We start from the raw sequence: 18981 nt of genomic DNA, 5'->3' as shown, positions 1-18981 counted from the left end.
TTAGGCATTTAGTAATTGAGTGAGAATGGCGTTTTGGCCATGCATTCTATTTTCGGCTTGCTGCATTAATAGCGATTTGTCACTATCAATCAACGAACCTGTAATTTCTAAGTCACGATGAGCCGGTTGGCAATGCATTACATAGCTTGCACCTGTGGCTTCCATCATTGCTTCATTTACCTGATAAGGCATGAACTTTTCTTTTATTGCTTCTAATGGCGTGTCATCACCCATAGACAGCCAAGTGTCAGTGTAGATAACGTCGGCGCCATTGGCAGCGCTAATTTGTGTGCTTTCTGTTATTGTCACGCCAGTTTTGGCGGCGATGGTTCTTGCATGGGCTACAACTTCAGGGTCTGCCTCATGTCCTTCTGGTGTAACAACTACTTGATGACAACCAAGTAAAGCACCAACGATAAGCAACGAGTGCGTCACGTTGTTGCCATCTCCCACATATGCCATGGTAAGACCTTCGGTTTTGCCGAAGCGTTCAAACATAGTGAGGTAGTCGGCAAGGCCTTGGCAAGGGTGGTATTTATCGCACAGCGCGTTGATAACCGGTACGTTTGCAGCCTTAGAAAAGGTTTCCAGCGTGCTGTGAGAAAATACGCGAGCGACAATGGCGTCTGCCCAACATGCTAAATTGGCAGCAGTATCAACAGCGTCTTCGCGGCCGGCCAATTTACCTGATTGCACGTCCAGATAAACCATATGCCCACCGAGCTTGTTAATACCAATATCAAAGCTCACACGCGTGCGCAGAGACGGCTTTTCAAACAGGGCAACAATTGACTTTCCTGCTAGTACGTTTTGGTAACTCGCTGGCGCTTGCTTGATTTCTACTGCCAATTGCAGCAAGTTTTGCATTGCTTCTGGTGTCCAGTCTGCAAAGGTGAGTAGGTCCTGTTTCATTATTTGTCTCCTGCGTCACCGTTTAAATGGTCGGTGTTTTCGCCGTTTGTCGGCTTTAAAGTAGTAGGTAGTATTTGTGTACCTGTGTTTTTATTTAGGATCGCGTTTATATCTGCTGTCCAACTGGCAATGTAGACAGCGCGATTAAGGGTATCTGCTGAGCTCAACGCAGCATCCACCTTAACTTTCATTCCATCTGTTATAACGCCTTCACTGGCATATTTCGCGATACTTTGTGCGTTAAGTTCACTGATAAGCACTTTGTCACTGTCTAGCACACCATCAACGTTGGAGAGCAGTAACAATTCTGCATCTAACAACTCTGCAATCACCGTTGCCGCTTGATCAGCATTGACGTTCAATAGGCGCCCTTGCGGACTTGAGCCAATTGAACTGATAACAGGCAAAGCAGATTGTGCTAACACATTTTTGAGAAATGCGGAGTCTGCGGTAGAAGGTACACCAACTGCACCGTATTTATCTGCCAAGGGTTCACACACCACCATATTTCCGTCAAGGAGTGACAAACCTACCGGAGTTAATCCACTGGCAAGTGCAGCGGCGCAAAGTTGCTTATTGGCTGACCCTGCTAACGCACCACAGATATAAGGCATATGTTCATCTGGTGTTACGCGCAATCCATCTATTTTTGTACTGGTTAAGCCAAGACTCGCCATTAGCGTTTCTACTAGCGGACCACCACCGTGAACCACGACCACAGGGCGGGTTGTTTGCACTTCTTTGATACTCAAAAAAAGTCGTGTCATGGCAGCTGCATCATCAAGTAATGCACCGCCTACTTTAATCACGATAGGGGAACGGCTCATAGTACTAACCCTGTTTCTACTGGCTGTTTAGTCATTATATTTAGGCATTGGATGGCTTGTGATGCAGCCCCCTTCATTACGTTATCGATAGCTGCTGTTATAACGGCATACCCTGATGCCTCATCGAGCTTCCAATGCAAGTCCACAAAAGGAGTGTGTGCCACATCATCGATTTTTGGAAAGCTGCTACGCAAGCGCACAATGGGTTTATCAGCATAGGCCTGACTGTAAACTTGATCAAGTTGTTCGGCCGTTGTACCTGCTTTAACTTTAACTGTTACGGTTGCCAATATGCCGCGTTTGAAGTTTCCAAGATGAGGAGTAAAGATTACAGGGCTTCCCAAGTAAGCTTCAATTTCCGGAGTGTGTCTATGGCCAAGTACGCCATATGCTTGAAGGCTAACCTCATAAAAGCTGGTGGTAAGGCTGGCTTTTCTACCTGCACCTGATACTCCTGAAACCGCGTTGATCACAGGGCGTACGCTTTCATCTAACAAGCCATTTTGACCCAATGGCATTAAAGCACTTAAGCTAGCCGTTGGGTAACAGCCTGGTACTGCAATAACCTTTGCCTGTGCAATTTTCGCTTCGTGCCATTCAGCAAGGCCATAAACCGCTTGCGCTAGGCTGTTTGTCTGGGTGTGCGCAAAGCCGTAAAACTGCTCAAAAACTTTAGTGTCTTTAAGTCTGAACGCCCCTGATAAATCAAGTACCTTCGCTGAGCCTGACGACAACGTCGCCATCCAGTCGTGGCTCGCTTCGTGAGGCGTTGCTAAAAAGATAAAGTCAACACCGTTTGCTAACTCAGCAAGAATATCGTCTGAAATAGGTGTGAGGATTGTGTTTACATGGGCTAGGTTGCCGTGCAATTCAGCTATGTTTTTGCCAGCATCGGCACTATTTTCTGACACATAAGTGCCTTTTAGGGAGAGCATAGGGTGCTGAATGACTAACTGAACAAGCTGTGCTCCGGTGTAACCACTGGCACCTATAATCGAAACATTGTACATAATAAAAACTTCAATATAAGGAAGAAAAAAATCACTTTTTACCTTTGTAAACTGGTTGGGCTTAATCCGTTGCCTAACCGCTACCACATCACAAAGGTAAAAAGTGTGCTAACGCAAAAGCATAGAATAGCGCACGCATCGTCGCGCACTGTGCAGCGCGTAGCTAGCCAGGGGAGAGGTAAACTCTTTATCGTTGCCAGAGGTTAAACCAACAACGGGAGTTGGTTGTGTCATCATGATTTCCTATTTCGTTCAACCCTACACTAGGGTTAGATGCTTAACCGTGGTCTAGTTTATTCATTTTGAATTTTTATGCAATATAAATGTATAAATATTTTAAATTGAATTTGTCCATCAGTTACAATAAAAGATTAGAGCGTGCTCTACGTCATAATAAAATTATTGATGTGACATTACGTTGACAATGTCACTATTTGAATTGAATATTTATACTGCTTATTGATTCGACTAGTTTAAGTAGAAGCAACGAGCGCTGTAATTTATCGTTTTTGACAACATGTGTTATCCGGCATTAGTTGTACCAGTATGGACTACAGCCAGATTTCGCGTATTACCGGACTAAACAATGAGCAAACTCACTATCGCACTTGTCGCACATGATCATAAAAAGCCAGAGCTGTTAGCTTGGGTTAAGCAGCATATTAGTGTGCTTGAACAATGCAATTTAGTAGGAACAGGTACAACCGGTGGATTAATTGCAACTGAAACGGGATTAGACGTGACCCGTTTTAAAAGTGGACCTTTGGGGGGCGATCAGCAAATAGGTGCACTTATTGCGGAAAATAAACTCGACGCATTGTTCTTCTTTTGGGACCCTTTAAACCCTGCACCGCACGACCCTGATGTGAAAGCGTTACTGCGTTTGTGTTCAGTGTGGAACGTACCTGTAGCATGTACACCAGCAACAGCGGATTTGGTTATTACTTCACCGCTCTTTCTTTCGCCTGATTACAAGCCCGTTAAGCCGAACTTCTGAATTTAGTAGAGTTTAGTAGAGCGTGTTTGAAGAGACACAAAAAACGCAGATCCATTGTCGTGTGATATCTGCGTTTTTAATTAATATATTTTTATTCGGGAAACCAAAGCGGCACTACTCCCGCAAAAAATTGCTTAAACTATTAAGAGGCGCTCAGTATGCCCCTTAATTGTTTTTCTTCTTCGCGTTTGGCTTTTACTTCGGCTTGTTGAGACTCTGTTAATACTGCAAACATAGCTTGTCTGTGCTTGGCTTTGGCGACACCGGCCTCGACTAATTCATCTTTGTATTTTGCCAACAAAGCATCCCATGTATCTTGGGAAAACGTCTGAGTCAGCACAAGTTCGCGCTGGGCATCTTTGAAATTGCGCATCGTCTCTCTATTCGCCTTCGCGGTTGTTTTAAACGCTGCTTTAAGTGTTTGTAAACTCGCTATTTGCTCATCGCTCAATTCGATATCGCCGAATGGGCCTCTTTGGGCAGCGTGGGCGCGACCGTGTTGATGAAATTCTCCTTTGCGCAGACCTTTTGAGTCAGCGTGATCGTGTGAACGTTTTGAGCCATCTTTACGCTGAGCTTGTCTGGTTAGCAGTTCTTGTTGCTGCGCATCATCTAATACACTAAAAATATTGTATCTTAGTTGAGCAAGTGCGAAGTGCTTTGCTTCTCTTTCCTCTAGCTGAGATTGAATAAACGTGCGTAATTGCGCTTCAGTTGCTGTAGCTAAATCAAACGATGGCAATTCAATTTTATTATCTTCAAACGTACCAGCACTATTCTTAAATGCGCTGACGAGTGTTTTTATTTCTTCGCGTTGTGCATCACTTAATGACAATCCACGAAGATTTTTAACAATTTCTTTAACCGGCTGTTGGTGACGCATTTCATGATGATGCATTTCGCTACCAAATGGCTTGGCAATGGCTACACCACCAGCACTAATTGCTGCAATGATTACACTAGTAAGTAATAACTTTTTCATTGTCGTCTCCTTATTGTTCGGACAAGTTTAGTGTAACTCTGTGGTAAAAATATTCAGTCAACGAAACGTAAAGGTTCTGTAAAGGTGATGCCATTTCAAGATTGTGTCGGCCTGAAAAGATATAGTGGAAGTTTGTGAGTGCAAAAATCTATACGAATGCACGCAAACACTTTAGTTTATATAAAAGAGTGGCGTTATGAACCAAGCAGTCAGAGAATTTAATACCATGCATTCAGATTTTCATTTGCAATCAATTTTGGTCATAGATGACGATGTTGAGTTGACCGAAATGCTGTCGACGTACTTGACCAGTATGGGCTATAACGTCATCGTTAAAAATGACGGAGAAGCGGGCTTGAGTGAGGCGACCTCAGGCAAACACTACGACTTGATACTCCTTGATGTCATGATGCCAAAAATCGATGGCTTTGACGTGTTGAAAAAGCTTCGTGTTAGTCACACAACACCCGTGCTTATGCTAACGGCCCGCGGCGATGACTACGATAGAATTTTGGGGCTTGAGATTGGCGCCGATGACTACTTACCAAAACCATTCAATCACAGAGAACTTGTGGCTCGTATCAAGGCTATAGTGCGCCGTCATAATTTGTCGGCCTCCGGTGGGGCAATAGAGCAAGACTTATTGGTCAACGGTATTTTCCTTAGTCCAAGTAGTCAAATGGCGAAAGTTGATGATGTGGAGCTTGTGCTCACCACAACAGAATTTCTTATTCTTCGCTTGTTAATGTTGAATGTTGCAAACCGTGTTACTAAGGAAGAAATAAGTTTGAAAGTGTTAGGTAAACCGCTTCAAGCTTTCGATAGAAGCATCGATATGCACGTAAGTAACTTACGCAAAAAAATAAGCGCTGTAACAGTAGGTGAAAAGATTAAAACCATACGTGGGGTGGGCTACATGTTAATTGTGGGGAAATAGCTAATGCTCAGATCGTTACTACGCCACATAAACCCTGCACGTGCGATCATGGGGCGCCTCTTTTTGTGGTTTTGGGTGACTTTCATCGTTACTGCACTACTTGCCATTTGGGGCAGTCGTGTATTTTTTGAAGACTTGCAAGTAGTGGAGGTCAGACCCAAAGAAGTAGCAGAGCTTATGCGGGTTGCCGAGCGATTCAGTCACCCTCGTGCATTAGAAATAAGCTTAACTGAGCTACTGCATCGCAATTCTCGAGCTATTCGAGGTCGCTTGGTGGCAATCAACTTGTCCGATAACCAACTTGTGTCAGTGGGTGGGCCGCCACTGCGTGAAAATGACAAACGAGATTTACTTCGCTTAACTAATCAATCGTCTCCCATTGCCATAAAACGCGGTGCCATAAGGCTATTAGGGCCGGTATTCTTTGATCACAACAATTCACGTTATGCGCTTTTTTCTGCACGCTTGGATATGCCAGAAGACAAAGCGCCTCCAGTACTACTATTTTTAACCATCGCACTTATCACTACTACGCTACTTAGCTGGCTATTTGCCAAATCTCTAACTAGCCCTATTTTGCACATTCAAGGCTCTGCTAAAAAGCTGGCAAATGGCAATTGGCAAACGCGAGTTGGAAAAGCGGCTAATCGGCAGGACGAACTAGGGCAGCTTGCCCGCGACTTTAATTTGATGGCTGAACAGCTTGAGTCTATGTGGGGCGCGCAAAAAAGGTTACTAGCAGATGTTTCCCATGAGTTGCGTTCGCCATTGGCTAGACTTCAAATGGCATTGGGATTGGCGCATCAGCAAAATGTCGACCCTAAAACATTACAGCGCATAGAGCGAGAAGCAAATAGGATGGAAGCGCTTATTCAACAGCTGCTTACATTGAGCCGCGCTGAAGCAGGAGAAGTGTCTTTTCAACAGCAAGGGCTAAATGATGTGCTAAGTGATATATTGGTTGATGCACGTTTTGAAGCTGAGAGTAACAACAAGCAGTTACAAATTGCTTCGGTACCGTCAATTACCGTCAACGTTGATAGTATGATGTTTTGTCGCGCGGTTGAAAATGTATTACGTAATGCTATTCGCCACAGTCATCAGCTTGTGACTATAACGTTTAGCAAAGACAATCAAAACACATACATCCATATTACCGACGACGGCGAAGGGTTGAGTTCAGAGGAATGTGAGCGCATTTTTGCACCTTTCTATCGTGCGAGCCTTGCCCGTGAAAGAGAGTCTGGCGGAGTTGGATTGGGCTTATCCATTGCAAAAGCTGCCCTTGAGTTGCATCATGGGCGAATTACAGCTGAACAGGCTGATACGGGAGGACTAAGGGTTACTATCGCTCTCCCTTTGCAACGCAAAGTAGTTAATGCGGCTTCATCGTTGTAAATCAGTCACTGTGGCGCAATCAGCATTGTTGTGCTTCCTTAGTTTTTAGGCTGAAGTATCACTTAGTTAGAAGGTAACATCATGAGCTGGACGTTCACGTCTGAAACGAATTTAGCGACGACATTTGCAACGCAGATAAATCCTTTTTGGCAATCACAAGTCACCGAGAGTGAGTTTGTTGGGAAAGACAATGTTCCTGTACGTTATGCCTACTGTATTCCCGATAACGCAAAAGCAAGTATCGTTATTAGCTCGGGTAGAATTGAGTCGTATTTGAAGTATAAAGAGTTTATTTACGACTTATTTCAAAATGGTTTTGCCGTTTTTATTCTAGATCACCGCGGACAAGGGTTATCTGGGCGAATGACTCACGACCCACAGCACGGTTATGTTGCTAATTTTGATGACTATGTTGATGACTTAATTGCCTTTGTTGAATCGATTGTAAAACCGTTACAACAAGGCCCGCTTCATTTAGTTTGTCACTCTATGGGCGGCGCGATTGGGGCGCTCACCTTATTGCGCGTTCCCGCGTTATTTACTAAGGCTGTTTTGGCTTCCCCTATGTTTGGTATTAAACCGGCACTACCTAACTGGGTAGCTAACGGGCTTATACGTACAGGGCTTGCAGTAAACAGAATGAAAAAACGCGACTCTGGGTATTTCTTTGGTCAAACGCCTTACATCGCTTTTCCGTATTCATTAAACAAGCTGACCCACAGTAAAACCCGTTACACCTTATTTCGAGAGCTCTATGACGAAGAACAAGAAATTCAGCTTGGCGGTGTGACAACAGAGTGGTTGAAAGCGGCGCATGAAGCCATGAATACTATAGAAATCAGTGCTAAAGGGATAACGACCCCGTCACTGATATTGAGTGCCGACGGTGACAGCATTATTGATAACAAGCGTCAGCGTCGCGTTGCGAAGCAAATACCAAACGCAACTCTTGAAATCATTCCCCGAGCTTATCATGAGTTATTTACAGAATCTGATGAGATAAGAGATAGAACACTTACCCGTGTATTGGACTACTTAGTAGAATAATTCCGTGTAAAATAGCGCTCTTTTTGAAGCCTACTCATTGTCCAGTGTAAATACTGAAGGTAAATACAACACATGTTAGATATCGTACTGTATCAGCCCGAGATCCCACCGAACACGGGAAATATTATTCGTTTGTGTGCAAATAGTGGTTTTACATTGCATTTAATCGAGCCGCTTGGTTTTGAGTGGGATGATAAGCGTGTGCGTCGTGCCGGTTTGGACTACCATGAGTTTGCGCATGTAAAGCGCCACGCCAATTTAGACGCTTACCTTGCTGATGCCAAGCCCTTACGAGTATTCGCGTGTACCACTAAAGGCAAGGCGTTCCACAGTGACGTACAATATAAAAAAGGTGATGCGTTGTTATTTGGTCCGGAAACTCGCGGGCTACCCAATGACGTTATAGAAGCATTGCCACCAGAGCAGCGTGTTCGAATTCCTATGTTGCCTGATAGTCGCAGTATGAACCTGTCTAATGCGGTGTCTGTTTTTGTGTATGAAAGCTGGCGTCAACTTGGTTATGACGGTGCGCGCTAAGAAGTATTAATTAGGTACATACCAATAAGGCTGAATTACTCAGCCTTATTTTTTTACTAATAGTGATTTTTGCTGCACGCGCTAGTGTCACGCTTCTTGTTTTAAATCTCGACCAAGCAAAGCGAGGGCTGCGTCTTTCGGTGATTTTCCGTGATAAAGCACAGCATAGATCTGTTCACAAATAGGCATTTCAACGCCTACTTTTTGCGACAGAATGTGTACTTCCTCTGTGTTGCGGTACCCTTCAACCACTTGCCCAATTTCGGTTATTGCAACGTCTACGCTCTTGCCTTGACCTAAGGCCAAGCCGAAGCGACGATTACGTGATTGATTGTCGGTACACGTTAATACCAGATCGCCTAACCCTGCCATACCCATAAAGGTTTCGGGGTTCGCACCAAGCTTAATACCTAAGCGAGAGAGCTCTGCTAAACCTCGTGTTATCAGCGCCGTTCGCGCATTGGCACCAAAGCCAAGGCCATCGGCCAAGCCAGCGCCAATTGCGATAACATTTTTTACCGCGCCACCAAGCTGAACGCCGGTAAAGTCAGAGTTTTTATATACTCTAAAAGACTTTGAACAGTGTAATTTTGCTGCAAACTCATCGCTAAGCTTATCATCGGTAGACGATAATGAAATTGCCGTAGGTAGTCCCGCGACCATTTCTTTAGCGAAGGTTGGCCCAGACAGCACCGCCAAGGGATATTGAGTACCCAATATTTCTTCAGCAACATCGCGTAACAAACGGCCGGTTTTTGGCTCTAAGCCCTTAGTGGCCCAAATAATGCGATGCTGAGGCGTTAACATAGGTTTCAGTGTGTCGAGCATGGCGGAAAACGCGTGACTGGGTACTACGACCAAGATATCTTGGCTGGCTGCGACCACGTCTTGCAAGTTAGCATTAATTTGCAAGGCATCAGGAAACGTTGCCCCAGGTAAGTAACGGGCGTTTTCTCTTGTTGCTGCCAGTTCAGCCATGTGCTCGCTGTCTCGCCCCCATAAAATGGTTGGCGTGCCATTTCTAGCCAGACAAAAAGCAAGGGCGGTGCCGTAAGACCCCGCCCCCAATACTGAAACCGAATTCGACTTCATGTTCACGTGCTTCACGTCCACCTAATTAGGCGTCCATTTTTGGCGCTTCGCCTTGTGCTTGTTGTGCACGTTTTTGCACGTAAGCTGCGAAGATTGCATCAAAGTTAACTGGAGCAAGGTTTAGTGGAGGGAAAGTTCCACGGTTTACTAAGTTCGAGATAGTTTCACGAGCATAAGGGAAAAGCATGTTCGGGCAGAATGAACCCAACGTGTGTGCTTTGTTTTGATCTGGCATATCGCCAATTGCAAAAATACCCGCTTGTTGCACTTCACACAGGAACGCTGTTTCTTCGCCTAGCATTGCTGTTACGGTTACCGACAAGATAACTTCAAATACATTTTCGTCTAACTTGTTAGTGCTAGTATCGATGTCTAGTTTAATTTCTGGCTTCCACTCTTTGGTGAAAACAGCTGGTGCATTCGGTGACTCAAAAGAGATGTCTTTTGTGTAAATGCGCTGAATATTGAACTGTGCAGTTTGTTGCGCTTGGCCGCCTGCGGCTTCTTCATTAGTTGTCTGATTTTCGTCAGCCATGGTATTTCCTATTTATTTATCGTTTTAATTTAATGTAGTGCGTTACTGAATACGCTGGCGCGTTATGCTAAACCCAACTTGGTGTCTAGTGCGCTTTGCGCCTCTAGTGCCATCATGTCATCACAGCCACCGATGTGCTGATCATCAATAAAAATTTGAGGTACAGTCCAGCCGCCATTCGCTCGCTCAATCATTTCATCACGTAGCTCTGGCTTAAGGTCTATTGGGTATTCAATAAAGGCTACACCTTTTTGCGTCAACAATGCTTTGGCACGGTGACAATATGGGCAGTGCCCTTTGGTGTAAAGCTCTACTTTACTCATTTTGGTTACCTGTTATTTTGAGACGGGAAGGCTAGCGCTTTGCCACGCATTCATACCGCCTTTTAAAACACTTACATTTGCAAAGCCATCTTTAAGCATCGCATTCGCTGTACCACGAGCTTGATTACCCATAGCGCATACTACGATAATGGGTTTGTCTTTGCTGTTTTCAAGCTTCTTGAAGTTTTTCTCTCTAAGCTCTTCAGGTTTTATTTGCTTGGCACCCAGAATATGGCCTGCTTTAAACTCTTTCGCTGGGCGCATGTCAAACACAATTGCATCGTCTTTGTTCATCAGTAGCGTAGCTTCGTGTGTACTCACTTCTTTAACTGACGACGTCAATGCACTGATATAGCTGAATATCAGCATAGCGACGAGTGCAACCCAAATACCAGCAAGAACGATGTTGTTGCTAGCAAACTCTATTAGTTGATCCATTACCTCTAACCCTGTCTACAGACCTTGAAAAGAGTGCAAAGTATATAGAAAAATGGGCGAGAAACCAGCCTGCCATGGTTTGCATTTGTATTTGCGCTTTGTGTTAAGTTTAGATGGTTGATATTACAGATAAATTGCACTGGGCTTATGGGATTGCCTCAGATACACTGAACAACAGACTATGTGCAATATGCACTGGTTATATTTTCAAAACCATTTTTGCAATGAAACAGGCTTTATTCATAGATTATGTTTTTTCGCTTTCAGTTCCTAATTTTTACCGTGCTGTATTCTTCGATACTGGTGCTGTGGAGTCATGGGGCATTTTCACAGGAAAGTGACAACACGCAGCAAGAAAGGTTAGCAGAGCTACAAGCTGAACTTCGCGCTCGTCAACAAGTCCTCGACAATAGTAAAGCTAGTGCACAGGAACTTGAAAGTGTACTTAAGTCCTCAGAGCTCGAAATCGCTAACGTGGCGAAAGCATTAGCCACTACCAAACAACGTCTAGATGATATTTCACAAGAACAAGCGGAACTTAGCAAAGAACAAAGCGAGCTAAAGGCGGCTATTAGGAAGCAGCAGTCTTTGTTATCTAGCCAATTAAAAAGTGCCTTTATGGCGGGGCATTACGATTATGCCAAGATGCTATTTTATCAAGATGATGCTCGGACATTTGAGCGGGTAATTACGTACTATCAGTATGTTGCTAAAGCGCGTCAGAAGGAGATAGAAAGTTTTAGAGGTAATGTGGCGCGACTTGAAGAAGTGAATGTTGAGCTAGATGAAAAGGCGCAGTCACTTGCATCATTGCAGTCTCAGCAAGAAGGGCAGCGCGCAATATTGATCACGCGCCAAGATGATCGCAAAGCCACATTGAAAAAGATAAACCAAACTATAGCCACTGAAAATCAGAAAATAGCAGCGCTTCAAGAAGATGAACAAGCGTTGAAAGATGCTATAGAAGCTGCGCGCATCGCCGCAGAAAGAGCTGCTCGCGAGGCGACAGTGTCACTAGACGGGTTAACCAAGCTTAAAGGTAAACTGATTAAGCCCGTAGATGGGCGAGTTAGAGCGTTATTTGGCAACAGACGGCAAGGGCAAGTACGCTGGAAAGGTATTATTATTGATGGCGCTGAAGGCTCGCCAGTGAACAGTATTGCGCCAGGGAAAGTGCTTTATGCAGATTGGCTACGCGGGTTTGGCTTGGTGTCTATTGTTGATCATGGCGACGGTTACATGAGTGTGTATGGTCACAACCAAGCGCTCCTTAAGCAAGCGGGAGATGAAGTGCGTAGTGGTGAGCGCATTGCTTTGGTTGGGCGCAGTGGAGGGCAGGAATACCCTAATTTGTACTTTGAAATTCGCCACAAAGGAAAAGCACTAAACCCAACCGCATGGATACGATAATACGAATTCGTCTTAATATACTTTTATTTGTTCTCACATAACGCAGATTTGTTGAATCCTGAACATTAATTGGTATGCTATCAGTCCATGGAAGGAAAGTATGAGAAAGGTATGTAAGCTACCACTTCAAAATACGACCTCCAAATGCGCTAAAAAATAATGATAAAAAATGGATTAATTTAGATGCCGTTGCGTCTTGCTATAACGTGCTGGCTGTTTTTGCTGAGCGGGTTATTTTGCCATTCAGTGTTGGCAAAATCTGACATAATAATAATTCTTGATGACCTTGGTTATAGGCCGTCCGATGTCGCTGCTTTCTCGCTTCCTAAAGAAGTCACTTTTTCTATTCTCCCACAAACACCGCTATCTGATGATATTGCCAAGCGTGCCGAGCAAGAGGGGCGTGCGGTGATGTTACATATGCCAATGCAATCGCAAAATGGCATGAACATGGGGCCATTGGGGTTGTCAACAGACATGTATGCAGGCGCAATTACCCACACCCTAAGACAAGCCATAAAAAGCGTACCCAATGCTATTGGTGTTAATAATCACATGGGAAGCGCATTTACCGGACAAGAACAAGCGATGGAAGCCTTAATGCGCGAAATCAAAAGGCAAGGTCTGTTTTTTGTCGATAGCCGTACAACTGTGTTAACCAAAGGGGCAAAAGTGGCGCAGCGTCTTGGTGTGCCAAGCACAAGTCGCCATGTTTTTCTAGACAATGATCTTGATGAAGAGGCTTTACTTAGGCAGTTCAACCGAATGAAGCGCATTGCGAAGAAACAAGGCCAAGTGGTCGTCATTGGCCACCCGCATCCCGAAACCGTGGCGTTCTTGCAACAGCACTTGCCCTCGCTACAAGGTGAAGGCTTTAATTTAATGTCTATGGCTGACTATTTTGCCCCTACGGAAGAACTCGCATCAACAGCAATGCCTGATATTTCACGCTCAGCACCGAACGAATAATCTCATAAAAAGAAGGCTTTACGGTTTTTGCTTTACCAAGTCTCTCCTCTTCCGGCTGAGTACTTAGGCTAAATCCTGCTTGATAAGATCAAAATTTACTATTCCACCGTTTTCTATTTAATCAATTCTGTTATAATATAACGTCTCTAGAGAAATAGCGGTAAGCAGGGTAATGAATCCAATAGAAGAGAATCCAACGAAACTAGACAAACTTGGCATTTGGGTGTCGAGCTTGTGCGCGTTGCATTGTCTTGCGTTACCTGTGTTAATTCCACTTTTACCACTGATTGGCTCAAGTTTTTTTGCGCAAGTGTGGTTTGAACGCACCATATTAACGTTTTCGCTTTTGGTTGGCGGGGTAGCACTACTAAGCGGAGCATGGCGTTATCACGGCAAATATTACCCTTTAGGGCTACTTTTCAGTGGTGGTGCAATTTATTGGTTTAAAGATATGTTTGGTCATGATTATGAGCCTTTCACTATAGCAGTCGGCGCTATGTTGATTGTTGCAGGTCATTGGGTAAACATGCGTCTTTGTCGCCAGTGCAAGTGCTGCAAAAATACCGTTTTTACAGAGCACTTTTCAACAGAAATGAAGTGATTTTACGGATGTAAAACGCTAAGAGCCTTATCTGGCACATTGGTAAATATGCCGGTAACGCCCCACTTTTCAAGCATTCTCATATCTTCTGGCTCGTCCACCGTATACACATAAACGTTAAAGCCTTCGGCGAGAACGCGCTCCACAAAACTCTTATCAACCGCATCTAATGCAATATTCACTGAATAAGCGCAAAGCGCTCGTGCACTGGCGGTACAGTCTAATTCATAGCTAGCTGATAGTGCGCCAATTTTCACTTCAGGCCAAAGGGCCGCGATGTCTCGAAGCCAATGATGGTTGAATGAAGATACAAGTACATTCTCTTCGAGCACTTGGCTTTGAGCTAATGCCGTTTTCACATCATTAACCCACAGGGCTACGTCAACTAAGTGCTTAATTTCAATATTGCACCATTTACCGCGAGGAATGGTATTGAGTGTTTCTGATAAGGTGGGGATCTGCTCGCCATCACCGATATCGAGCATTCTTAATTTATCCCACGGCTGTGAAAGCAAATATCCTTGAGTATTCGTCCGTCGAATCAATGTGCGATCATGAAAAACAATAATGCCGTCAGTGTGTTGATAGGTATCAAACTCAATGCCATCTGCACCTATTTCAAAGGCAAGATTAAACGCTTTTAACGTATTTTCAGGGGCTAGTTTGCTAGCACCGCGATGAGCATAAATGCGCATAGATAATCCTTCGAATTAAGAGTCACTACTGTGCAGCTTGTGTGCATTGAGCGTTTCATACACAGAGGCAGAGGTAATCAAAATTCCACCTAACAAGGTAGTCCATCCTGGCTTCTCGTTAAGTAATACGATGGCTAGAAACACCCCGTACAAAGGCTGCATACAAGCGATAAGTGAAAAAGTTTTGGCTCGTAAATGACGTAAGCTAGCTGCAATAAGTGCGTGTGGTAGCGCAGTAAATACAGTACCAAGTAACAAAAGCATTAACCAAGAATTCGTTGATGCATTAAGGATATTACCGCTTCCCACTGGTAGCATAACTATGGCGATAATCAAAGTCTGCCATGCCATTGCTTGCGCACCACTGTAATGTTTGAAGTGCTTGCGGTGGAATAGGTTTCTAAATGAATACAGAATAGCTGAGGCAATTCCAATAAGCACACCGAGTGTTACGTCATTTTCCAGTGTATTTTCAGGCACAATTAGGTAAACACCCACAATAACCGTTAGGGTAGAAACGATGTCTTGCCATACTAAGCGAACCCGCTCGAAAAATGGCTCGATAAGTACCGTAATGACAGGGAAGGTAAATAGGGCAATCATGCCAACGGAAACCCCCGCGTATTGCATGGCTGCGAAATAAGTAACCCAATGCAGGGCCATTAATAAACCCAACCCGACTGCAACGCCGTAGTCTTTTTTGCAGTTTAGCGTTATTTTGTGTTTCGCTATTTTTAAAAATGCGAATAACGCCACGCACGCAAAAATAGAGCGCATCAGCGTGATGTCACTTGCACTTAGCGGCACTACTCTTGAAAAGAGGGCAGTACCGCCCAACAGCATAATTGTAAAATGCAGTGATACCAGGCTTTTCTTTACCGGATCCATTGCTTAGCTGTCAGCTTTTTCTGAGTTGTCTTGCTGTTTGTCTTCGTTGCTTTCAACGGTATCAGTTGCTGCTGAATCGCCTACACGCACTGCCATTGGTTTACCTAAACGCGTAACAAGCCCAGGGGTAAGATCTTCAAAGTTGATCATGTCTTTTTCAAAGCACACGACAATCGTTGAGCCTAGTTTAAAGCGGCCAAGTTCAGCACCTTTTTCTAATTTAACTGCAGCTTCACTGTCGCTGTCATAAGACCAATGCTGTACGTTTTTTCCGGCAGGTGGCGTAACAGTGCCTGCCCAAACGGTTTCAATACTGGCGACGATGGTAGCGCCTACTAAGACCATAGCCATTTTACCTACTGGCGTATCAAATAAGGCGACAACACGCTCGTTTCGAGCAAATAGGCCTGGAATATTCTGTGCCGTAAGTGGGTTTACCGAGAACAGCTCTCCAGGAACATAAATCATGTCGGTGAGCGTACCTTCAATTGGCATATGAATTCTGTGGTAATCACGAGGGGCAAGGTAAATGGTTGCAAATTTTCCGTTTTTAAAGGGGGCGGCAATGTCAGGCTTGCCACCCAATAAGGTTGTCAGGCTAAAGTCATGGCCTTTTGCTTGAAAAATACTGTCGCTGTTAATGTCACCAAACTGACTAACCGTGCCGTCAACAGCATGGATTAAAACATCATTGTTTTCATCGATTGTGCGCACATCTGGTTTCAGTGGACGAGTGAAGAATGCGTTGAAACTGCGGTAATGCGTTGGATCTTCATACAAGGCTTCTGTCATATCGACCTTATATTGCTTGATAAACAGCTTGATGAAAAACGTGGTGACACTACCCATTTCAGCTTCAGCAAGTTTACCTACCAAACGAGACAGCAAATGTTTAGGGGTAACGTACTGCAAATTAACTTTTAGCCAATCTAACACAAAACTTCTCCATTTCTTTAACGGGCGCAATTGTACCTTAACTAATAGCACTTCGGGCAACTTTAAGATTATGGATGCGACGAATTAGCTATAAGCATCGAATGCGCAGGTTATGGGCACTTAAATTAATGAAGTAGTGAGTAAATCTTTTGTATATGTAGCTAGATTTATATTAAGGGACCTGTAAGTCAGGCCCCGGGAGGTTGGCTATGACTAGGACGCTGTTCTTCCATTGTAGTAAGGATCTTATGATAGCTTTCGAAGCGTTCCGCGCTAATCTTGCCTTCTTCGACAGCTTCTCTTAACAGACAGCCAGGGTCGTTCAAATGCTTACAATCTCGAAATTTACACCCACCCAAATAATCTCTGAATTCTTTAAAGCCCCATGTGATACGTTCGGTGGGAATATGCCATAGGCCGAATTCGCGGACTCCAGGTGAGTCGATTAAATCGCCACCTGCTGGTAAATGTAATAATTTGGCTGCAGTCGTCGTGTGTTGACCAAGACCAGAATTATCGGAAATTTCACCGGTCAATTCATCGGCGTCGGGTAGAACTTGATTGATCAAGCTAGACTTGCCTACACCCGATTGCCCTACAAATACACTGATATTGTCATTGAGATATTCGTTAAGCGAATTTATACCTTCACCTGTTTTACAACTGGTGAAGAGCACTTCATAACCCAATGCTTCATATGTTTGCAGCTGTGTTTTAACAGTTTCGCGCTCTTCTTCGCTTAGTAGCTCGACTTTGTTCAATACCACCAGTGGAGTAATACCAATATCTTCACAGGCTACTAAATAGCGGTCGATAATATTCAGGGACAATGAAGGTAGAATGGCGCTTACTACAATAATGCGGTCTATATTTGCAGCAATTGGCTTTATCCCGTCGTAATAATCAGGGCGAGTAAGCACGGAATGCCTATCTTTGACTATTTCAATAACCCCGCTTACGCCAGACTCCGCGTCGTCACCTTTGCTGAAAAAAACTTTATCACCACACACCACAGATTCGACAGTTCGGCGAATATGGCAACGAGATACAACCCCCTGAGTGTCTTCAACATCGGCGTGTTTCCCGAAGCGACCTATAACGGTGCCGCTTTCTAATGTGCTTTCATCTAGGTTAGCCGCACCTTTAGAGGCGTGTTTTTCACGCAAGCGTTTGCTTCTGTTCGCTGCAACTTGGCGTTTCTGTCGTTGAGTAAGTTTTGGTTTTTTCGCCACGATTCTTGTCTAGTTCACGTATACTATGGCAATAATAACGTTTGTCGGGCATGGTTACCATGTTTGAAGCGCAAAGAGGAATACAATGAGTAAACACGATAACAACCTAGTTTGGATTGATATGGAAATGACAGGGCTTGACCCTGAAACTTGTGTAGTCATGGAGATTGCTACCATAGTAACCGATTCCCAACTGAATATTCTTGCTGAAGGGCCGGTTATTGCTGTGCATCAGCCTGACAGTGTATTGGATAACATGGATGAATGGTGCACGCGAGTACATGGTGAAAGTGGCTTGACCGACCGCTGTCGTGCCAGCAAAACTGATGAAGCAGAGGCGGCTAAGCAGACAATTGCGTTCCTTGAGCAGTGGGTTGATGCGGGTAAGTCACCGCTATGTGGAAATACCATAGGTCAAGATAGACGCTTTATGGTGAAGTACATGCCTGAGCTTGAAGACTACTTTCACTATCGCAGTATTGACGTAAGTACCATTAAAGAATTGGCGCGACGCTGGAAACCCGAAGTCCTTGACGGATTTAAAAAGAAAGGTGTGCACTTGGCGCTAGACGATATTCGCGAGTCCATTGAAGAAATGCGCTATTATCGTGAGAAAGTGTTTACGATTTAAGCATTCAAACATCGAGGTGCAAAAAAAGTAGAATTAAAGGTTGCGTTACACCAAAATTTTTGTAAAATGCGCACCACTTCAAACGAAGTACCTCTTTTGTTGCGGGAATAGCTCAGTTGGTAGAGCACGACCTTGCCAAGGTCGGGGTCGCGAGTTCGAATCTCGTTTCCCGCTCCAAATTTAAATCTAGGTGTCTAGATTGTCTTAAAGATGCAAAGCATCGACTCTATGCGGGAATAGCTCAGTTGGTAGAGCACGACCTTGCCAAGGTCGGGGTCGCGAGTTCGAATCTCGTTTCCCGCTCCAAATTTTCAAACATATCAAAATCTAATTGCTAAGATAGTTGTATCTGTGCGACCCCTTGGTGGGCCCGCGACCGAGTGTCGGCCAGTTGGCGAATCTCGTTTCCCGCTCCAAATTTTCAAACATCTCAAAACCAAAAGCTAAGATAGTTTTATTTATACTACTCTTTGATGGACTCGTGACTTCATTTACAGTTCTGCGGCCGTTCGTCATTCTGTAACGAAGTCTTGGCTATTGTGAATAGATTTTGGGTAAATATGCTCTCCACTGAGTGCGTCATA

21 protein-coding genes and 2 tRNA genes are annotated in these 18981 nt (G+C 44.3%); 11 read left to right on the top strand and 12 right to left on the bottom strand.

Annotated elements, in window-relative coordinates; translation table 11 throughout:
• Genes EYR97_RS09730 through argC form a run of 3 tightly spaced genes read right to left on the bottom strand, consistent with a single transcriptional unit; the run spans nucleotide 1 to nucleotide 2749 of the window.
• On the bottom strand, nucleotides 1-912 hold the full coding sequence (locus EYR97_RS09730; protein ID WP_131093632.1) for an ornithine carbamoyltransferase: 912 nt from the start codon (nucleotides 910-912) through the stop codon (nucleotides 1-3).
• Nucleotides 912-1739, bottom strand: a complete 828-nt coding sequence (argB, locus tag EYR97_RS09725) for an acetylglutamate kinase (protein WP_131093631.1) — start codon at nucleotides 1737-1739, stop codon at nucleotides 912-914. The genes EYR97_RS09730 and argB overlap by 1 nt, the downstream gene beginning before the upstream one ends.
• Nucleotides 1736-2749, bottom strand: coding sequence for an N-acetyl-gamma-glutamyl-phosphate reductase (argC, locus tag EYR97_RS09720; protein WP_131093630.1), 1014 nt, complete (start codon nucleotides 2747-2749; stop codon nucleotides 1736-1738). Before argC ends, argB begins: the two co-directional genes overlap by 4 nt.
• Before the next feature lie 586 nt (nucleotides 2750-3335).
• On the opposite strand from argC, the gene EYR97_RS09715 reads away from it, so the two are divergent.
• Nucleotides 3336-3746 (top strand): methylglyoxal synthase, encoded by a 411-nt coding sequence (locus EYR97_RS09715; RefSeq protein WP_131093629.1) that lies wholly within the window; start codon nucleotides 3336-3338, stop codon nucleotides 3744-3746.
• 142 nt (nucleotides 3747-3888) lie between these two features.
• On the opposite strand, the gene EYR97_RS09710 is transcribed toward EYR97_RS09715, so the two are convergent.
• On the bottom strand, nucleotides 3889-4728 hold the full coding sequence (locus EYR97_RS09710; protein WP_131093628.1) for a Spy/CpxP family protein refolding chaperone: 840 nt from the start codon (nucleotides 4726-4728) through the stop codon (nucleotides 3889-3891).
• A gap of 196 nt (nucleotides 4729-4924) precedes the next feature.
• Between EYR97_RS09710 and EYR97_RS09705 the strand changes: the two genes are divergently transcribed.
• The 4 genes from EYR97_RS09705 to trmL all read left to right on the top strand — a co-directional run bounded on the left by EYR97_RS09705 (nucleotide 4925) and on the right by trmL (nucleotide 8647).
• Complete coding sequence (locus tag EYR97_RS09705; RefSeq protein ID WP_131093627.1) at nucleotides 4925-5665, top strand: response regulator; 741 nt, start codon at nucleotides 4925-4927, stop codon at nucleotides 5663-5665.
• 3 nt (nucleotides 5666-5668) lie between these two features.
• Nucleotides 5669-7063, top strand: a complete 1395-nt coding sequence (locus EYR97_RS09700) for an ATP-binding protein (protein ID WP_131093626.1) — start codon at nucleotides 5669-5671, stop codon at nucleotides 7061-7063.
• 81 nt (nucleotides 7064-7144) lie between these two features.
• The gene (locus tag EYR97_RS09695) at nucleotides 7145-8110 is read left to right on the top strand and encodes an alpha/beta fold hydrolase (protein WP_131093625.1); all 966 of its coding nucleotides are present in this window, start codon (nucleotides 7145-7147) and stop codon (nucleotides 8108-8110) included.
• 72 nt (nucleotides 8111-8182) lie between these two features.
• Complete coding sequence (gene trmL, locus EYR97_RS09690) at nucleotides 8183-8647, top strand: tRNA (uridine(34)/cytosine(34)/5-carboxymethylaminomethyluridine(34)-2'-O)-methyltransferase TrmL (protein WP_131093624.1); 465 nt, start codon at nucleotides 8183-8185, stop codon at nucleotides 8645-8647.
• An 87-nt stretch (nucleotides 8648-8734) separates the two neighbouring features.
• On the opposite strand, the gene gpsA is transcribed toward trmL, so the two are convergent.
• The 4 genes from gpsA to EYR97_RS09670 all read right to left on the bottom strand — a co-directional run bounded on the left by gpsA (nucleotide 8735) and on the right by EYR97_RS09670 (nucleotide 11035).
• Nucleotides 8735-9739, bottom strand: a complete 1005-nt coding sequence (gpsA, locus tag EYR97_RS09685; protein WP_131093623.1) for an NAD(P)H-dependent glycerol-3-phosphate dehydrogenase — start codon at nucleotides 9737-9739, stop codon at nucleotides 8735-8737.
• A 25-nt stretch (nucleotides 9740-9764) separates the two neighbouring features.
• Nucleotides 9765-10274, bottom strand: a complete 510-nt coding sequence (secB, locus tag EYR97_RS09680; RefSeq protein ID WP_131093622.1) for a protein-export chaperone SecB — start codon at nucleotides 10272-10274, stop codon at nucleotides 9765-9767.
• Nucleotides 10275-10336: 62 nt separating this feature from the next.
• The gene (grxC, locus tag EYR97_RS09675; protein ID WP_131093621.1) at nucleotides 10337-10597 is read right to left on the bottom strand and encodes a glutaredoxin 3; all 261 of its coding nucleotides are present in this window, start codon (nucleotides 10595-10597) and stop codon (nucleotides 10337-10339) included.
• A 12-nt stretch (nucleotides 10598-10609) separates the two neighbouring features.
• On the bottom strand, nucleotides 10610-11035 hold the full coding sequence (locus EYR97_RS09670) for a rhodanese-like domain-containing protein (RefSeq protein WP_131093620.1): 426 nt from the start codon (nucleotides 11033-11035) through the stop codon (nucleotides 10610-10612).
• A gap of 249 nt (nucleotides 11036-11284) precedes the next feature.
• On the opposite strand from EYR97_RS09670, the gene EYR97_RS09665 reads away from it, so the two are divergent.
• The 3 genes from EYR97_RS09665 to EYR97_RS09655 all read left to right on the top strand — a co-directional run bounded on the left by EYR97_RS09665 (nucleotide 11285) and on the right by EYR97_RS09655 (nucleotide 14015).
• Nucleotides 11285-12445 (top strand): murein hydrolase activator EnvC, encoded by a 1161-nt coding sequence (locus EYR97_RS09665; protein WP_131093619.1) that lies wholly within the window; start codon nucleotides 11285-11287, stop codon nucleotides 12443-12445.
• Between the two features lie 183 nt (nucleotides 12446-12628).
• A complete protein-coding gene (locus EYR97_RS09660; protein WP_131093618.1) occupies nucleotides 12629-13414 on the top strand; it encodes a divergent polysaccharide deacetylase family protein in 786 nt (261 codons plus the stop codon).
• Between the two features lie 172 nt (nucleotides 13415-13586).
• Nucleotides 13587-14015 carry a MerC domain-containing protein gene (locus EYR97_RS09655; protein ID WP_131093617.1) on the top strand — a complete coding sequence of 143 codons (429 nt, stop codon included), beginning with the start codon at nucleotides 13587-13589 and terminating at the stop codon, nucleotides 14013-14015.
• Nucleotides 14016-14017: 2 nt separating this feature from the next.
• Here the strand turns inward: EYR97_RS09655 and EYR97_RS09650 are convergent, their stop codons facing one another.
• From EYR97_RS09650 to rsgA, 4 genes are all read right to left on the bottom strand, one after another.
• Nucleotides 14018-14710, bottom strand: a complete 693-nt coding sequence (locus tag EYR97_RS09650; protein ID WP_131093616.1) for a glycerophosphodiester phosphodiesterase — start codon at nucleotides 14708-14710, stop codon at nucleotides 14018-14020.
• A 15-nt stretch (nucleotides 14711-14725) separates the two neighbouring features.
• Entirely contained in the window at nucleotides 14726-15598 is an 873-nt protein-coding gene (locus EYR97_RS09645; RefSeq protein WP_131093615.1) for a DMT family transporter, read from the bottom strand.
• Nucleotides 15599-15601: 3 nt separating this feature from the next.
• Nucleotides 15602-16534 carry an archaetidylserine decarboxylase gene (gene asd / locus EYR97_RS09640; protein WP_131093614.1) on the bottom strand — a complete coding sequence of 311 codons (933 nt, stop codon included), beginning with the start codon at nucleotides 16532-16534 and terminating at the stop codon, nucleotides 15602-15604.
• Nucleotides 16535-16722: 188 nt separating this feature from the next.
• On the bottom strand, nucleotides 16723-17766 hold the full coding sequence (gene rsgA, locus EYR97_RS09635; protein ID WP_131093613.1) for a small ribosomal subunit biogenesis GTPase RsgA: 1044 nt from the start codon (nucleotides 17764-17766) through the stop codon (nucleotides 16723-16725).
• Nucleotides 17767-17851: 85 nt separating this feature from the next.
• On the opposite strand from rsgA, the gene orn reads away from it, so the two are divergent.
• The 3 genes from orn (at nucleotide 17852) to EYR97_RS09620 (ending at nucleotide 18703) form a co-directional block, all read left to right on the top strand.
• Nucleotides 17852-18397 (top strand): oligoribonuclease, encoded by a 546-nt coding sequence (gene orn, locus EYR97_RS09630; protein ID WP_131093612.1) that lies wholly within the window; start codon nucleotides 17852-17854, stop codon nucleotides 18395-18397.
• Between the two features lie 101 nt (nucleotides 18398-18498).
• Nucleotides 18499-18574: transfer RNA gene (locus EYR97_RS09625), tRNA-Gly, on the top strand.
• 53 nt (nucleotides 18575-18627) lie between these two features.
• Nucleotides 18628-18703, top strand: a tRNA-Gly gene (locus EYR97_RS09620).
• Nucleotides 18704-18981: the final 278 nt, after the last annotated feature.

Origin of the sequence: Alteromonas sp. KUL42, from assembly GCF_006538325.1 — a bacterium.
GTDB lineage: Bacteria > Pseudomonadota > Gammaproteobacteria > Enterobacterales > Alteromonadaceae > Alteromonas.
The sequence above is the reverse complement of the archived record's forward strand: the minus strand, read 5'-3'. Positions and strand labels throughout refer to the sequence as shown.

What these genes read in the sequence shown, in the direction of transcription:
- EYR97_RS09730 (WP_131093632.1), bottom strand. Translation starts at nt 912, where the DNA reads ATGAAACAGGACCTACTCACCTTTGCAGACTGGACACCAGAAGCAATG.
- argB (WP_131093631.1), bottom strand. Translation starts at nt 1,739, where the DNA reads ATGAGCCGTTCCCCTATCGTGATTAAAGTAGGCGGTGCATTACTTGAT.
- argC (WP_131093630.1), bottom strand. Translation starts at nt 2,749, where the DNA reads ATGTACAATGTTTCGATTATAGGTGCCAGTGGTTACACCGGAGCACAG.
- EYR97_RS09715 (WP_131093629.1), top strand. Translation starts at nt 3,336, where the DNA reads ATGAGCAAACTCACTATCGCACTTGTCGCACATGATCATAAAAAGCCA.
- EYR97_RS09710 (WP_131093628.1), bottom strand. Translation starts at nt 4,728, where the DNA reads ATGAAAAAGTTATTACTTACTAGTGTAATCATTGCAGCAATTAGTGCT.
- EYR97_RS09705 (WP_131093627.1), top strand. Translation starts at nt 4,925, where the DNA reads ATGAACCAAGCAGTCAGAGAATTTAATACCATGCATTCAGATTTTCAT.
- EYR97_RS09700 (WP_131093626.1), top strand. Translation starts at nt 5,669, where the DNA reads ATGCTCAGATCGTTACTACGCCACATAAACCCTGCACGTGCGATCATG.
- EYR97_RS09695 (WP_131093625.1), top strand. Translation starts at nt 7,145, where the DNA reads ATGAGCTGGACGTTCACGTCTGAAACGAATTTAGCGACGACATTTGCA.
- trmL (WP_131093624.1), top strand. Translation starts at nt 8,183, where the DNA reads ATGTTAGATATCGTACTGTATCAGCCCGAGATCCCACCGAACACGGGA.
- gpsA (WP_131093623.1), bottom strand. Translation starts at nt 9,739, where the DNA reads ATGAAGTCGAATTCGGTTTCAGTATTGGGGGCGGGGTCTTACGGCACC.
- secB (WP_131093622.1), bottom strand. Translation starts at nt 10,274, where the DNA reads ATGGCTGACGAAAATCAGACAACTAATGAAGAAGCCGCAGGCGGCCAA.
- grxC (WP_131093621.1), bottom strand. Translation starts at nt 10,597, where the DNA reads ATGAGTAAAGTAGAGCTTTACACCAAAGGGCACTGCCCATATTGTCAC.
- EYR97_RS09670 (WP_131093620.1), bottom strand. Translation starts at nt 11,035, where the DNA reads ATGGATCAACTAATAGAGTTTGCTAGCAACAACATCGTTCTTGCTGGT.
- EYR97_RS09665 (WP_131093619.1), top strand. Translation starts at nt 11,285, where the DNA reads ATGTTTTTTCGCTTTCAGTTCCTAATTTTTACCGTGCTGTATTCTTCG.
- EYR97_RS09660 (WP_131093618.1), top strand. Translation starts at nt 12,629, where the DNA reads ATGCCGTTGCGTCTTGCTATAACGTGCTGGCTGTTTTTGCTGAGCGGG.
- EYR97_RS09655 (WP_131093617.1), top strand. Translation starts at nt 13,587, where the DNA reads ATGAATCCAATAGAAGAGAATCCAACGAAACTAGACAAACTTGGCATT.
- EYR97_RS09650 (WP_131093616.1), bottom strand. Translation starts at nt 14,710, where the DNA reads ATGCGCATTTATGCTCATCGCGGTGCTAGCAAACTAGCCCCTGAAAAT.
- EYR97_RS09645 (WP_131093615.1), bottom strand. Translation starts at nt 15,598, where the DNA reads ATGGATCCGGTAAAGAAAAGCCTGGTATCACTGCATTTTACAATTATG.
- orn (WP_131093612.1), top strand. Translation starts at nt 17,852, where the DNA reads ATGAGTAAACACGATAACAACCTAGTTTGGATTGATATGGAAATGACA.